Origin of the sequence: Asaia spathodeae NBRC 105894 (assembly GCF_025994195.1) — a bacterium.
Classification (GTDB): Bacteria; Pseudomonadota; Alphaproteobacteria; order Acetobacterales; family Acetobacteraceae; genus Asaia; species Asaia siamensis.
The window spans coordinates 165,909-181,792 of sequence record NZ_BAPY01000004.1; the positions used below are offsets into that span (position 1 = coordinate 165,909).

The following is a 15,884-nucleotide window of genomic DNA, read 5'->3' on the forward strand; positions in this document are numbered from 1 at the left end:
TCGATCAAGGCTGACGATCGTCTCTCTTTCTCACTGAACCGCTTCCTCAACATGGGCGTCGCGGGCAAGCGCCCCTTCGATCAGCGCCACGGTTTCCGGCAAACCGAAAAGTGAGGCGAAGATACCGAAACGCGGCCCTTCAGTCTGACCCAGAAGCACTTCATAGAGGCACCCGAACCATGCGCGCAGCGGCTGGATCTGATGCTTCTTGCCGATTTCAAAGACGATGTCCTGAACTTCAACCGGAGATAGGCTCGCATCAGCCTGTTTCAAGGCGTCTGCCAGATCCTGCAGTGCCACGCGCTCCAGATCGGTCGGCGCGCGGAACGTCTTGGCCGGACGAACGAATTCCTTGAAATAGACCAGCGCATGGCCGACCAGACGGTCGACATAAGGATGGGTCTCGGGCGAAAGCGACGGATCATAACGACGAAGGAATTTCCAGAGCGTGTCGCTGGTTTCGGCATTGGCGACCGAGGCCAGGTTGAGCAACGCCGTGAAAGAGACCGGGCTCGACAGACCGCTATCGATTTCGCCGCCATGAATGAACCAGGCCGGGTTTGCCTGCAGAACCAGCGGGTCCTGCGTCTCGACCGCCTTGTCCAGATTAGCCAGATATTCGTCCATGGCCCGCGGAATCACGTCAAAAAACAGACGCTTGGCGCGCGTGGGCTGGTTGAACATGTATTGCGCAAGGCTCTCGGGCGGTGCGTAATGCAGCCACTCATCAATCGAAAGCCCGTTACCCTTGGACTTGCTGATCTTCTGTGCGTTCTGATCCAGAAACAGCTCGTAGGTCAGTCCGGCAGGCGGTGCCTTGCCGAGGATACGGCAGATCTTGCTCGACAGCTTCACGCTGTCGATCAGATCCTTGCCCGACATTTCGTAATCGACGCCCAGCGCGAACCAGCGCATGGCCCAGTCGGCCTTCCACTGCATCTTGGCGTGACCGCCCAGAACGGAGGTCTCGAAGGTCTCCCCTGTCTCCGGGTCTTTCCAGGCCACCGTGGCGGCATCGGGGTCAACCTTGATGACAGGTACCTGCATAACCTGACCGGTGCGGGGATGAATGGGAAGCACGGGCGAATAGGTGGCGCGGCGCTCGGCACCGAGTGTCGGAGCGATGGTCGCCACGACTTCATCATGCACCTCGAGCATGCGGCGCAAAGCTGCATCGAAAACGCCGGAGGTGTAATAATCGGTCGCCGATGCAAATTCGTAATCGAAGCCGAAGCGATCCAGAAATTCGCACAGCATGGCGTTGTTATGCGCCGAAAAGCTCTCGAATTTGCCAAACGGGTCAGGAATGCGGCTGAGCGGCAGACCCAGATGCTGCGTCAGCATCTCCTGGTTCGGCACGTTGCCTGGCACCTTGCGCAGGGCATCCATATCGTCAGAGAACGCCAGAAGACGCGTCTTGCGGCCTGTAAGCTGCTCATAGGCCTGACGCACCCAGGTGGTACGGGCAACCTCGCCGAACGTCCCGATATGGGGCAGGCCAGAGGGGCCATAACCGGTCTCGAGCAGAGCAGGCGCCTCGCCACCGCGTGCCTCGACATGGGCCGCGATTTTTCGCGCCTCCTCGAACGGCCAGGCTTTTGGCAGCGCGGGAGCATCGGGAGGGAGCGGGGCGTTGTTTTGAATGCTGTCGGACATGATCGGATGAAAACTAGAAATAGTTCCTCGCCCGGTCAAGCAACATGGCGTTACACCCGTCCTGAATAGCGGTTTTTGACGCGGGTTCCTTTGGCTTTAGCCAAGCAGACGCTTCGAACGAGACCAGAGACGTTGCCTCGCTGGTAGTACGCCCCTCTAGCGTCTAGACTGACCGCGATGCCCACGCCTTCTCGCGCCTCGCCTTACGATGCCCCCGCCCTGATCTCAACACGCGCTCGTGCCTCGATCCTGACGCCGGATGGCGAAATCCTGTCGCTAGAGGCTCAGGAGGCAGCGTCGTTGCTCGCAACCCTGCCTGCGCCCCTGCTGATCCATGGCCCTGCAACGATCAGGCGTCTGGGGCTGACCCCACCGGGACAGGTCGTTCCCTGGTTTGATCTGCTCGAGCTTTTCATCTTCCTCTTTCCAACGCGCGCCGTCGTGCCGACACCGCGCGGCATGGGGCTGGCCCTTGGCCTCACCCCGCCCGAGCATTGCGAGGCAGATTTTCTCCTTCTCCTGCTCGAGAAGCTTCGGCAGGCCCTCGACTCCATGGTCACGTCGCGAAAAGTCGAAACGCCACGCAACCTTCTTCCCCTCCTCTCGCGCGCTGGATGGGCCTGGGCCAGCTTCGTGGAAGACGCTCTGGAGGCCCAGCCAAGCCAGCATCGTCACCCTTACGAGGCTCTGCGCGTCTGGCGACGCCTGCCCCGATGGGAGGAAATGGCCCAGAGACCGCCACCGGGCAGCCGACCAGTCGCTCCCGCTGAAGCAAGAGCGCGCCTGACGCGCATTCTTGGCGAGGGCGCAGAAACACGACCGGGTCAGGCCGATTATGCTTCGGCGGTAACGCAGGCCCTCGCCCCGAGAGAAGGCGCGGGCATTCCCGAGATCGTTCTGGCAGAAGCCGGTACAGGTACAGGCAAGACACTGGGCTATATCGCCCCCGCCAGTGTCTGGGCCGAGCAGAATGATGGCCCTGTCTGGGTCTCGACCTATACGCGCCATCTGCAGCGCCAGATCGAGCAGGAACTCAGGCGCCTTTATCCTGACGATGCCGAGCGTCGTGAGGCCGTCGTGTTGCGCAAGGGACGCGAAAACTATCTCTGCCTGCTGAACATGGAAGACGCGGTCAATACACTCGCCTCACGCCCCTCACCTGCACCTGCGGCGCTGATCGGTCTTTCGATGCTCGCACGCTGGGCTGAGGCCACAGAGGATGGCGATCTCATGGGTGGCGATCTGCCCGGCTGGTTCGGCGATATCTTTGGCGGCAGCGTTCTGTTCGGCATGGCCGATCGTCGCGGCGAATGCATCCATGGCGCCTGCCCGCATTACCAGACCTGCTTTGTCGAGCACTCCATCCGCCGCGCCCGGGGCGCACGTCTGGTCATTGCCAACCACGCTTTGGTTCTCTCCCAGGCCAGCTGGTCCAGCCTGGCCCGTGATGATGTGCCGGATGAGGACCAGCTTCCAACGCGCTATTTCTTCGACGAGGGGCATCATCTGCCCGAAGCGGCAGATAGTGCCTTCTCCCTCGCCCTTTCCGGACTTGAAGCGGCAGAACTCCGGCGCTGGCTGCTCGGCGCCGAAGGCAGCCGTTCACGTGCGCGCGGTCTGCGCCGCCGCCTTGAGGATCTCGTTGCGACCTCTCCCGTTCTGGATGCACCGCTCGAAGCCATACTGGGCGCTGCCCATGCCTTGCCCGCGCCCGGCTGGCTCGGTCGGCTGAACGGCGAGGACAATGCCCCCCAGCCCAGCGTGCCCGACCTTATCGCCAACCCTTCCGAGCAGTTCTTCCAGGCGCTGAGGGCGCAGCTCGAAGCCAGACGCGTCGGCACGCAAGGGCAGGATTCATCAGAATGCGGGCTGCATCCCGCAGGCGAGGCCCTGCGCGAGGCGACAGAGCCCCTGGACACCGCGTTACGCCGCTTGCTTACCCCGCTGCAAACCCTGGTCGAGCGCCTCAAATCTCTGCTGAGCGAGCCCGCTGACGCGCTCGAAGCCGCCCAGCGTCTGCGCGTAGAGGCCATGATCCGATCGCTCAGGCGTCGCGCCATCGCCCGTGTCGAAGGCTGGATTGCGATGCTCGACACGGTGCTGAGTGAGGAGGATACTCCGGAAGGATCGTTCATCGATCTGATACGCACGGAATATGTTTCCGGCAGGCAGGGTGAGACCGATATCGGGCTGCATCGCCACTGGCGCGACCCTACCATTCCTTTTGCCTCGGTCATGCAGGGACCGGCACATGGCATGCTCATTACCTCGGCGACGTTGCGGGATCAGACACCTGTCTCAGGTCCGAACGGGCCAGATCCCCGACAGGTAGAGCAAAGCTGGCATGCGGCCGAAATGCGGCTTGGAACTCCGCATTTTATCAAGCCGCCTTTCCGCGCCTCACTGCTCAGCCCGTTCGATTACGCGCATCAGACGCGCGCGCTGATCGTGACCGACGTGCCGCAGAATGACCTCAACGCGCTGGCCGGCGCCTATCGCCTGCTGTTTCTGGCCTCTCAGGGTGGCGCGCTGGGTCTGTTTACGGCCATCTCGCGCCTGCGCGCCGTGCACCAGCGCATTGCGGCATCCCTCGAAGAAGCCGGATTGCCGCTCTATGCCCAGCATGTCGACACGATGGATAATGCCACTCTGGTCGATATCTTCCGCACCGAACTGCATTCCTGCCTGCTCGGCACCGATGCCATGCGGGACGGCGTGGATGTGCCCGGTCAGGCCCTGCGCCTGGTCGTATTCGAAAGAACCCCCTGGCCACGGCCCGACATCCTGCATCGCGAGAGACGCAAGGCCCTCTCTCCCGATAACCCGCGCGACTATGATGACCGCCTGACCCGCATGAGGCTGCGACAGGCTTTCGGCCGTCTGATCCGCAAAGGGGATGACCGGGGTGTCTTTGTCATGCTCGACCGGCGCATGCCATCACGTCTGCTTTCGGCCTTTCCTGAAGGGGTCGCAGTCGAACGCGTCAGTCTGGCCGAAGCCGTGCGCCAGATCGGCGCCTTTCTGCCTGCCGACCCTGCAGCCACGCTGCCCGGACCTGATAAGTGAAAGGAGCAAGGCAATGATCGAGACGGCACTGATCACGATATTCGGTGATGCCCTCATCACTTCCGAAAATTTTTCGTCCGATGCGGCGCTCACCGGCATCGTGCTGGAACGGGGTCATGCAGGATTGCTCGGTATCAAGGAGAAACGCCTGGTCAACGCGCCATCCTCTTTTCAGCTCGCAGCACTGCGCCCAGGCGTCTATCAGCTGCTGGACGCACGAGGTGGGCTCTATTCACACGCGCCAGATGGCACACGGGACCACGAAATGACCCGACCGTCCTGGAGCGAACTCTCCTGCCTGCTTCTGAAGCGCTTCCCTTTACTCGCTCCAGCCTCTGACGCATCCGGCGCCATTCCCAGATTGCTGCATTTCATCTGCAACAACCGCAACACGCTCGACCCGGCCCTCGTTGCCAACATCACGAGAACTGCAGAACTCAATCCCGGCTGGGCTGTCCATATCTGGGATGAAGCATCGCGCTTTCAGTTCATATCGGAGCATTACGGCTGGGAGGTGCTGAAAATCTACCTGATGATCGGCGCCGAATATGGCGCGGCGAAAGCGGATTTTTTCCGCTATCTGCTGATCTATAGCCTGGGCGGGGTCTATCTCGACCTCAAATCATCCATGTCGCGCCCGCTCGATACGATCCTGCGACCAGATGACCAGTATTTGCTCTCGCAATGGAATGTGTCAGGCTCGGGCCGCTACGCAGGCTGGGGCCGTGGCGCCTCCATCGCCTATGTGGCGGGTGGAGAATATCAGCAATGGTTTCTGATCTCCCGTCCCGGTCATCCCTTTCTAAGACGGGTAATCCAGCTCGTCATGGCAAAGATATTGAGCTATCGCCCTGAGGTGCATGGTGTCGGTGCTGTTACCACCTTCAATATCACCGGCCCGCACGCCTATACCAAGGCGATTTATCCTGTCCTTGCGCAACACGCCTATCGTGTCTTTGATTCTGAGGCTGACGGCCTTCTCTATTCGACCGTGGAAAACCACCGCGACCGGAGCGGCAGTAATTACCGCGAAGCCCGCGGCCCGCTCGTGACGGGGAATGATTCCTATCTCTGCTAAAGCCTGCCCGAAGAATTCCTCGCGTTGCTCAAGAGCCGCGAGAATGAGGTCCGGCGTATAGTAGAAGCCGCCGACACGATCGAGGCATTCCGGCTGGAAACCGGACATCCCGCATACCCGGTCTTCTGGGACTTCGCCTATCTGTTCCAGAGCGACGCGAGCGCCGGTATTCTCATCGGATCGAGCTCAGACTGAGCGAGGCACTGCTGGAATAAACCGTCAGAATGAATCGTCGGAAACGACAAGCGGGAGAGCGGCCTTGCAGCCGCCTCTCCCGCTTGCCTCATAGCGCGAGGCAGGTTTTTCCCGACGCAGTACCGCGCCGGGAGGAAACATCAGAAGTTCACGCCAGCCTGCAGGAAGACATAGCGGCCCATATAGAGATCGCCATAAAGCCCTGCCGCACTGTTCGTTGAAGCATCGGCCACGAAAGGCGGTTGCTTGTCGAACAGGTTGTTGACGCCACCGGTGAAGTTCCAGCGGTTGAGGCGGTAATTGACCGTCAGATCATGCGAGAAAATGCCGGGCGTCTTGTAGCGACCATAGCCGAGCGCCGTGCTGAGATCCTGCGATCCGTTGTTCCAGACCATGCCACCCGTATATTTGAGCATATAGGTGACGCCCCAATTGCCATGCTGCCAGTTGAGCGTGGCATAGTCGCGCACGCGCGGCTGGCCCGTACCCGACTGATACATCAGACGACCGGCATAGTTATACCACTGACCGCCAGGCTCGTTCTGCTGCAGATAGCTGATGAGCTGCTGGAAGTTGTTGCCCAGCGTCACCACGTCCTTGCGCGTGACACGGATGCGATAATCGAGATCGAAATCGATACCGCTCGTGCGCAGGCCACCGATATTGGCGTAATAATCGGTCACCGAATTGAGCTGGCTGGTGCCGGAAACACGCGTGATATTGCTGCAATAGCTTGAGCTGGCACCCGTGTAGCACTGGTCAAGAATATACTGCGAGCTCAGATAGGAGATCATGTTCTTGATCGTGTAGTGCCAGTATTCGACCGAAGCCGACAGACCCGGAACCCAGCGCGGCGTGATGACCGTGCCGATCGTGTAGGTACGACCCGTTTCCGGCTTCAGCGATGCATTACCACCATAAAGCGTCGGCACCTGACCCGAATTGGCTGCCACGAAGGTCGAGGTGTTGATCCCTTGCTTGGCGCAATTTGCGACGACATTCGCCGACAGCGAACCATAGGAGCTTGCCTGTGCGCACGGATCGGTTGCCGAAGCATAGCCAAGGCTGCCACCCGAATAGAGCTCATAGACGTTCGGCTGACGATAGGATGAACCGATGGTTGCACGGAACCGGATATCGCGGATCGGCGCCCAGTTGATCGAGGCCTTCCAGTTCTTGGTGCCACCGAAGGTGCTGTAGGACGAATAACGCCCCTGCGCATCAATGGTCAGATCCTTGGCGAGGAACACATCATGCAGCAGCGTGGCCTTGCCCTCGAGATAGCCTTCCGTAACGTTGAACCCGCCACCGGTATAGGAGGCCGAGTTGGTGAGCGTATCACCGGAAGCCACGACGGCATCGGGGTGATAGGCCAGCTGCTCGCCACGATGTTCCATGCCCAGCGCGAAGCCCAGATCACCACCGCCCTTCCAGGGCATGGTCGCGACATGGTTGTTATGCATGCGCAGGTTCAGGTCACGCAGCTGATAATAGTAATGATCGTGGCTGGTGTAGTTGGAGTACGCCGCAGCCGCCGAGGAAAGAGGCTTGAACGGATCGGAAAGCACGCAACCGGAAGAGGCCTGGCAGACCGAAGGATTATAGACCAGAGCGCTGCTGGAATCCGTCGGATCGACCTGCTGCAGCCCGTATTCCTGAAGCAGCTTGGCGTAGTTGCCCACACCGGACATCTGCGATGTCACCTGGTTCCAGCCATAGGTGTAGGACAGGTCATACATCCAGCCATGGGTGATTTCGCCCTTGGCGCCAGCGATGGCCGTATAGGTGTCGGTAGCGGTTTCGGTACGACGATTACCCCATTCGCCATAGCGCTTGTACATCAGCACGTCTTCGCCAAACGTGTTGTAAGGCGCGTCAGCAGGGATGACGAGGCTCGACGGCAGATTGGACGGGTAGATGCTGCCCGTCATCGGCTCAGGGGCCAGCATCGTGCTGGATGTGCGATGGCTGTACTGGAAATTGGCATAGGGCGTGAAATGCTTGTTCACGTCGTAATGCGCATCGAAAGACAGCGTCGAGTTCTGCAGCGAGTTGGTGAGGGATTGCTGCGAACCGTAATTATAGCGGTCGGCTGACGTCGCGCTGTGATAGCCCGAGCCGCTGGCATTCGGGATATAGGTGCCGGAATCAGTAAAATACTTGCCGGTGGTCGGAATGGATGAACCGAACAACAGATCAGAGGCGTCGACCGGATCGTTGGTCTGCACGTTACGCGACCAGGCGCGGTTGCGCTGCATGATGCCGCTGGACGTCATGTAGGAACCAAACAGGGTGACGTTGCCCTTGCCGTGGTCGAAATTCCAGCCCTTGTAACCAGAGATCTGACCCGTCTGGCCATCGCCAACATCGGAGATGCCACCCTTGACGGTGATGTTCGCATCGTTGAGGTCATGGCGCATCTTGATGTTGATCACACCGGCCACAGCGTCAGCGCCGTAAAGCTCCGAACCGCCATCTTTCAGGATTTCGATGCTTGCAACCTGAAAGACGTTGATCGTGTTGAGATCGACGCAGCTGTTATTGCCGTTGAGCGTCGTGCGCTTGCCGTCAATCAGCACCAGCGTACGGTTCTGCCCGAGATTGCGCAGATCGACGCAGGAAGAACCGCCGGTACCATTGGTCTGCGAGTTATAGGTGCCGGATGAACCAACGGAAGGCAGGCGCTGCAGATAGTCACCAACCGTGCTTGCGCCGGTCTGCATGATCTGCTTGGCCGTAACGATCTGCACCGGGTTGGCATTGGCGTTGTTCGAGGTGCTCAGAGCAGAACCCGTCACGACGATATTTTCGCTGCCACCGCGCGAAAGGCTGTCTGCAACAGGGGCAAAAGCATTACGCTGGACCGATACCGTGCGCGCCGCCGGCTGAACCAGCGGCGCGGCGCCGGCTGCGGGAGCGGTTGTGGCCTGCTGGCGGGCAACAGACGGCGCTGCCTTCTTCGCCACACGCTTATGCGTCTTGTGAGCCGGAGCCGTCGCAGATTGTGCCGCATGGGCAGTCTGCGCGTGACCCAGAGCAAGTCCGGCGCCGAGCGTGGAGACAAGCAGTAGTCGTCGCTTGTTCCTGATCATCTTCATAGTGTTTTCGACCTCCAAAAGGCGTTCTGGAGACGAAAAGATTTCACAAACGAAATCAGGTCCAGTGTCTTATTTCACTTCGACATTCCCCGATTCATATCATTGTATTTTTATCACATAGTTACTTACCTACGTTGTAATGCGAACACATATATTACTTTAGGAAATCTAAATTACTCTTGAGAAACATTCCGTTCCAGATCGAAATTCGACGACAAGCAGACTGAATCGATCCGACCGGAAAAATCGTCCGAACGATCCCCCCGATAACGACAGCGCTCTTTGTTTCATTTTCAGATCGTTCCTTCGGCCGGGCAGGAAGCGTCTGAGCGGCCCGATCTTTCAGAAAAGACAGACGACGCCGTCGTCGCAGAAACGATCAGCGAGGCGCCAGCGAGGAAGCTGGCCCGCTTTTGAAAAAATCGAGGAATACCCTGAGGGCAGAGGGCACATGACGGCGCGAGAGATAATAGGCGTGAAACCCCTCGCCGGTTGAGGCCCATTCGGGAAGCACGACTTCAAGATCACCACGCTCGACGAACGCGCGGGCACGATCATGCAGGCAATAGAAAAGCCCGCCCCCGGAAAGGGCATAGGCAAGGGACAATTCCGTATCGCCCAGAATGATCTGTCCTGGCACATCGATCTCGACACAGGCTTCGCCATCACCCAGCTCCCAGGGATAGAGGCGCCCCGTGCCGGTGCGGATGCGGATACAGTGATGCTGCATCAAGGCTTCAGGCGTCTCGGGGCGGCCCATTCTGTCGAGATAGGACGGTGCTCCGACAATCACCCAGCGCAGTTTATCGGTCAGACGGGCTGCGATCATGCCATCAGGAACCGTCCCGCCATACCGTATCCCTGCGTCGAACCCTTCCGAGATGACATCGACAAACCGGTCATCGACCGTGATGTCGAGCTCTATGCCCGGATAGCGGGAAGCAAAATCCGCAAGCCGGGGCGCCAGGAGAAGGGTCGCTGCGTCACGAAGTACGGTCACGCGCACACGCCCTGCAGGTGCCAACCGAAACTCATCGAGTTGTGCGAGTGTCGCGTCGATTTCTGCAAAGCGCGGCGCGATCTCGGCCAGCAGCATTTCACCAGCCCCCGTCAGCCGGACCTGTCGCGTCGTGCGATGAAACAGACGGACACCCAGCCGACGCTCAAGCTGGGTCATGGTGTGGCTCAGAGCGGAGCCGGTAACACCCCGTTGCAGGGCCGCCCGCGCAAAGCTGCCCGCCCGCGCAATGGCGACAAAGACCTCGAGACTATCCTTGCTGACTGGTTCCATGACTCATTCCTGAATCAGGATCATCAATCAGTCAAATTCTTCTCAGTAAACCTCATGACGCCGTAACGCGTCTTCTGGAGCGATCGACAGGATCATTTGCAACAGGAGATATTTCATGACGGCAAGACCTCTGGCCCTCGTAACAGGCGGATCTTCAGGCATTGGCCTTGAGCTGGCCCTTCAGTTCGCCCGAAACGGGTATGATGTGGCGATCTCGGGATCAAGCGTCCAGGTTTTCGACGCAGCAAGAACGATTGAAGCACAGGGCGCCGCAGCTTACCCGCACCGGGCTGATGCCTCACAAAGCGAAGGCGTCGAGAGTTTCTGGCAATTCGTTCTCGCCCTTGGGCGCAAGGTGGAAATCGCGGCCCTGAATGTCGGGATCGGTCTGGGCGGCGCCTTTGTCGATACTGATCTGAAAGACGATCTCAGGGTGATCGCCATCAACATTACCGGCACCGTTCACATGGCCAAGAACGTGGCACGCCATATGGTGGCAAACGGCGAAGGCCGTATTCTCATCACCTCTTCCGTCTCAGCCACGATGCCGACGCCCTACGAGACGGTATATGGCCCCTCCAAGGCGTTCGGCTTCATGTTCGCTGAATCCCTGAGAGAGGAACTCAGAGAGAAGAATGTGTCCGTCACGGCATTCCTGCCCGGGACGACCAATAGCCGCTTTCACAAGAATGCGGGGATGGGCACCAGCGCTATCGATCAGGGCCCCAAGAACGACAAGACCGTTGTCGCCCGCCAGGCCTTCGAGGCGCTCATGAACAACGACGATCACGTCGTGGGTGGCGATGAAGCCACGAGACAAATGGTGCGCGACAACCGGGTCACGCCAGAGCCCGACAAAGCGGCGCGCCATGCCCGACTGACGCGCCTGCAATCGTGACGATCACGGCCCTCTGATGCCCTGAGAGGTCAATCAGAGCGACTGGCCGCCAGACACCTCAATGCGCTGTGCATTGACCCAGCGGTTATCCTCTGACAGCAGCGCAGCGATCATCGGGCCAACGTCTTCGGGCAGGCCGACGCGGCCGAGGGCGGTATTCTGTGCGATATGCCGGTTGATTTCCGGGTTATCACGCACCATACCGCCCGAGAAATCGGTCTGAATGGCGCCAGGGGCCACCGTATTGACCGTGATCCCTCTCGGGCCAAGCTCCTTGGCCATATAGCGGGTCATGGTCTCGACAGCGGTTTTCATCGATCCATAGACGATCCGCCCCGGATAGATGATGCGCGTCAGCCCGGAAGAAATATTCACGATGCGCCCGCCATCACACAGCAGAGGCAGCACGGCCTGGGTGAGGAAAAACGGCCCTTTGAGATGCTCAGCATAGATACGATCGAATTCCGCCTCGCTTGTATCGGTCAGCGTTCCCGTATGGGACGACCCTGCCATGTTCACCAGATAATCGAAATGCGTGAGGCCCCATCCGGCGAGCGTCTCGCGCAGCTTTCCTGCGAAAGCGGGAAAGGAAGACGCATCGGCGACATCCAGCGCCAATGCCTGACCCGGCACACCGGCATCGCGCAGAATGGCCAGCACCTCATCGGCCGCCGCGCGATTGCTTTTGTAGGTGAAGACGGTCCCGATACCGCGCCGGGCCAAGGCCTCGATGCTGGCCCTTCCCAGGCCACGACTGCCACCCGTGATGACGGCAATTTTCTGGATAGTGGTCATTGCGATCTCCTGTTTTCTCGACAGGCACAGATCATCATGGGCATGAGCTTGCGATAAGCCGGTGTTTCCTGTCAGGATTGTTCAGCATCACGGAACAATGCCCATGGACAGACTGACCTCGCTCACCCTTTTCATGCGCGTGGTCGAGCGCGGCAGCTTCACCGCAGCCGCGCATGATTTAAGCGTTTCACGCCCAGCTGCGACGGCGGCCATTCAGGCGCTGGAGCAACGTCTCGGCACGCGATTGCTGCAACGGTCCACCCGCCACGTGCAGCCGACGGAAGAAGGCCTTCTCTATTATCAGCGCTGCCAGTCCATTCTGACCGCGCTTGAGGAGGCAGACAGCATGATCGGCGGGGCCCTCTCCGGCACGATACGGGTCGACACTGTCGGCCACCTGGCGCGAACGATCCTGCTTCCGGCCCTGCCCGATTTCTTCTCGCGCTATCCGGGTCTGAACGTACATCTTGGCGAAGGAGAGAGGCTGGTCGACCTGCTGCGTGAAGGGGTTGATTGCGTCATACGCGGCGGCCCCCTGCCCGATAGCGACATGATCGTGAGGCCGCTCGGTGTTCTGCATGAGGTTACCGTAGCAAGCCCCACCTATCTGGCGCAGCATGGCATCCCGACCTCGCCAGACGATCTGGACGGCCATCAGATGATCGCCTTTCTGTCCTCGCGCACCAGACAGGTCCTGCCGCTCGAATTCACAACCCGAAATGGCCTTGTCGAGCGGCTTATCCCTGCCCGGCTGCTGGTTTCCGGGGCCGAAACCTGCGCCGAGGCGGCGCGTCTCGGTCTCGGGCTCGCCCAGGCGCCACGATACCGCTTTGAGGAAGATCTCGCTGCGGGCAGGCTGGTGGAGGTGCTGTCCGGCTACCCGCCTGCCCCCACGCCTCTTTCGCTGCTCTATCCCAGCAACCGCCAGCTGGCCCCGCGTGTGCGCGTCTTCATGGATTGGGCCAGAGAACTGTTTTCAGGGTTTTTCAGGCAGCACACCCCATGAAAAGCACCGCCTTCACAAGGCCGCGGCTGCCTCTCTGAGCATTGTCTCGAAGCGCTGTACAGGCAGCGAAACCGGGCCATCGATCATCGCCACAGCAAGAGCCGCCTTGGGCGCAGACCCTATGATCGGGTGATAACTTACCCCCTCTGCATGGATCTGGCTGAGGCATTGCGGCACGATCGAGACACCCAGCCCCGCGGCGACGAGAGAAACCGTCGCAATGATCTGCGGTGCCGACTGGCCGATATGCGGCACAAAACCTGCATGACCGCAGGCCATTATGATCGCGTCATAGAACCCCGGACCGAGCGCACGCTCGAACAGGATCATCGGCTCATCCCGCAAGGCTTCAAGCCTGACAACCCGGTGAGAGGCTGCTGCATGGCCTTTGGGGAGCGCAATCACCGTCGCTTCCTCCAGCAGGGGGCGCACGATGAGTGTCTGGACGGGCGCCGGAGGGCGCACGATCGCAATGTCGATGCGTCTGTCGTGAAGCGCGTCACACAGAGCAGGCGTATTGCTTTCCTCAAGCGTGATGATGACATCCGGCCAGCGCTCGCGAAATGCCCGTATCGCACCTGGAACCAGAGGCAGAAGGGAAACCGCGCCCGCAAGACCGATGCGCAGCCTGCCCTGCTCACCGCGTGACAGCCCCCGCGCCAGTGAGGTGACCTCACGCTCAAGCCCGATCAGGACCCGGGCCCGCTCGACCAGCGCGGCCCCGGCCTCGGTCGGCACGGCACCCGAACGGGACCGAACGAAGAGCACAAGACCGAGCTCGCGCTCCATCGCCTTGATCTGCTGGCTGAGCGGCGGTTGTTCCATATGCAGCAGTGCGGCCGCGCGCGTGAAACTGCCAGCCTCGGCAATCGTCACCAGATAGCGCCAACGTCTCAGGTCGATGATCCATATCCTCAAAGTATGAAAGAGGGCCCAAACATATATTGGACGCAGATTAGGACCAAGGACAAACTACGACACAATCGACACGCACCAGAAGGACGCCTGACCTCCATGAGCACGACTATCGGTGGCTATCTCGCAAAACGCCTGACACAGATCGGCGTCGACCATCACTTTGCTGTCGCGGGAGACTACAATCTCGTCCTTCTCGACCAGCTTCTGGCTCAGGACGGGCTGGAACAGGTCTATTGCTGCAACGAGCTGAATTGCGGCTTCGCAGCCGAAGGCTATGCACGGGCGAAAGGCGCAGCCTGCGCAGTCGTGACCTTCAGCGTCGGCGCCCTGTCTGCCATCAACGCGCTTGGCGGCGCCCATGCCGAAAACCTGCCTGTTATCCTCGTCTCGGGCGCCCCCAATACAAATGACCACGGCACAGGCCGGATACTGCACCATACTCTCGGCACGTCCGATTACGGCTATCAGTTCGAGATGGTCCGCCATGTCACAGTTGCCGCCGAGCGGCTGTTTTCGGCCGAAGACGCCCCTGCCAAGATCGATCACGTGATCGAGCGTGCCCTTGCCTTGAGCAAGCCGGTCTATCTCGAAATTCCGTGCAACGTAGCCGATCTCGAATGCCCCGAACCCGGCCCCATCGAGGCGCTCCTGCCTCGCAAGCCTGCCTGCAATACGACGCTCGATCAGGCAGTCGCAGCGACCTTGTCCTTTCTGGAAAAACGCGAACAGGTTGTCATTCTTGTCGGGAGCAAGCTGCGCGCCGCCCATGGCCTTGATGCGGCAGTAAAGCTGGCTGAACGCCTGGGATGTGCCGTGACCATCATGGCAGCGGCAAAAGGATTTTTTCCTGAAGACCACCCCGGATATCGCGGCGTCTACTGGGGCAATGTCAGTTCGCCCGGTGCCGAAGCGCTCATCGATAACGCTGATGCCATTCTCTGCCTCGGCCCGGTATTCAATGATTATTCAACCGTCGGCTGGGAAGCATGGCCCAGAGGCGAGAAGATCGTTCTGGTCAATCCTGATGACGTGGTCGTTGCTGGAACCAACTTCGGCGGTGTCGATCTGCGCTCGTTCGTAACCGCCCTGAGCGAACAGGCGCCACGACGCCCCCTGAGCGCCGACAACTCCACCCTCTCTCTGCCAGTCTCTGCGCCACTACCCGCCGAGGCCAGACTGACCAATGACGAGATGATGCGTCAGATCGGGGCTCTTGTGACGGCTGATACAACGCTGACAGCAGAGACTGGCGATAGCTGGTTCAACGCCGTGCGTTTGCACCTGCCCGCCAAGGCCCGTGTCGAACTCGAAATGCAATGGGGCCATATAGGATGGTCGGTCCCCTCGGCCTTTGGCAATGCCACTGGCTCGCCAGAACGGCAGCATATCGTGATGGTGGGAGACGGGTCATTCCAGCTGACCGCACAGGAAGTAGCGCAGATGATCCGTTACGAGCTGCCGGTCATTATCTTCCTGATCAACAACCGGGGCTATGTCATCGAGATCAAGATCCATGATGGCCCGTATAATTATATCCAGAACTGGGATTACGCGGGTCTCATCAATGTCTTCAATGCGTCTGAAGGCCACGGGCTGGGCCTCAGGGCCAATACAGCTGGCGAGCTTGCAGAAGCGATCGGCAAGGCGAGGCAGAACCGGCGCGGCCCGACCCTGATCGAATGCACCCTCGACCGTGAGGATTGCACCGACGATCTGGTACGCTGGGGCCAGGAAGTGGCCAAGACCAACGCGCGGCCACCCGTGACGAACTGAACCGCCCCGACGCCTCATCCGGCACGGCTCATTATACCGGCCTGATCATTATGCCATTGATCAGGCCCGTAGCGGATGAAACGCCCGATTTCCGACGCAGCATCGATTCA

Annotated in this window: 11 protein-coding genes; 6 read left to right on the forward strand and 5 right to left on the reverse strand. The window is 60.0% G+C overall.

Annotated elements, in window-relative coordinates:
- Positions 1-30 precede the first annotated feature (30 nt).
- Entirely contained in the window at positions 31-1,656 is a 1,626-nt protein-coding gene (locus AA105894_RS04305) for a lysine--tRNA ligase (RefSeq protein WP_188425222.1), read from the reverse strand.
- A 177-nt stretch (positions 1,657-1,833) separates the two neighbouring features.
- Between AA105894_RS04305 and AA105894_RS04310 the strand changes: the two genes are divergently transcribed.
- The 3 genes from AA105894_RS04310 to AA105894_RS04320 are packed head-to-tail and all read left to right on the forward strand — an operon-like array spanning position 1,834 to position 5,995.
- Positions 1,834-4,722, forward strand: coding sequence for an ATP-dependent DNA helicase (locus AA105894_RS04310; RefSeq protein WP_267310638.1), 2,889 nt, complete (start codon positions 1,834-1,836; stop codon positions 4,720-4,722).
- 13 nt (positions 4,723-4,735) lie between these two features.
- A complete protein-coding gene (locus AA105894_RS04315; protein WP_267310639.1) occupies positions 4,736-5,800 on the forward strand; it encodes a glycosyltransferase family 32 protein in 1,065 nt (354 codons plus the stop codon).
- Positions 5,801-5,824: 24 nt separating this feature from the next.
- Positions 5,825-5,995: a hypothetical protein gene (locus AA105894_RS04320; RefSeq protein ID WP_267310640.1), complete on the forward strand. Its 171-nt coding sequence runs from the start codon at positions 5,825-5,827 to the stop codon at positions 5,993-5,995.
- 140 nt (positions 5,996-6,135) lie between these two features.
- Here the strand turns inward: AA105894_RS04320 and AA105894_RS04325 are convergent, their stop codons facing one another.
- The gene (locus AA105894_RS04325; RefSeq protein WP_267310687.1) at positions 6,136-9,087 is read right to left on the reverse strand and encodes a TonB-dependent receptor domain-containing protein; all 2,952 of its coding nucleotides are present in this window, start codon (positions 9,085-9,087) and stop codon (positions 6,136-6,138) included.
- A gap of 385 nt (positions 9,088-9,472) precedes the next feature.
- A complete protein-coding gene (locus AA105894_RS04330) occupies positions 9,473-10,384 on the reverse strand; it encodes a LysR family transcriptional regulator (protein ID WP_267310641.1) in 912 nt (303 codons plus the stop codon).
- Between the two features lie 115 nt (positions 10,385-10,499).
- Between AA105894_RS04330 and AA105894_RS04335 the strand changes: the two genes are divergently transcribed.
- Positions 10,500-11,282, forward strand: a complete 783-nt coding sequence (locus AA105894_RS04335) for an SDR family NAD(P)-dependent oxidoreductase (RefSeq protein WP_267310642.1) — start codon at positions 10,500-10,502, stop codon at positions 11,280-11,282.
- A 33-nt stretch (positions 11,283-11,315) separates the two neighbouring features.
- Here the strand turns inward: AA105894_RS04335 and AA105894_RS04340 are convergent, their stop codons facing one another.
- Positions 11,316-12,077, reverse strand: a complete 762-nt coding sequence (locus tag AA105894_RS04340; RefSeq protein ID WP_267310643.1) for an SDR family NAD(P)-dependent oxidoreductase — start codon at positions 12,075-12,077, stop codon at positions 11,316-11,318.
- Positions 12,078-12,180: 103 nt separating this feature from the next.
- Here AA105894_RS04340 and AA105894_RS04345 point away from each other — a divergent pair, with 103 nt between their 5' ends.
- Positions 12,181-13,083 (forward strand): LysR family transcriptional regulator, encoded by a 903-nt coding sequence (locus AA105894_RS04345; protein ID WP_267310644.1) that lies wholly within the window; start codon positions 12,181-12,183, stop codon positions 13,081-13,083.
- 12 nt (positions 13,084-13,095) lie between these two features.
- Here AA105894_RS04345 and AA105894_RS04350 read toward each other — a convergent pair whose 3' ends face one another.
- On the reverse strand, positions 13,096-14,001 hold the full coding sequence (locus tag AA105894_RS04350; RefSeq protein WP_373316718.1) for a LysR family transcriptional regulator: 906 nt from the start codon (positions 13,999-14,001) through the stop codon (positions 13,096-13,098).
- Between the two features lie 96 nt (positions 14,002-14,097).
- On the opposite strand from AA105894_RS04350, the gene AA105894_RS04355 reads away from it, so the two are divergent.
- Positions 14,098-15,774 (forward strand): alpha-keto acid decarboxylase family protein, encoded by a 1,677-nt coding sequence (locus AA105894_RS04355; protein WP_267310645.1) that lies wholly within the window; start codon positions 14,098-14,100, stop codon positions 15,772-15,774.
- Positions 15,775-15,884: the final 110 nt, after the last annotated feature.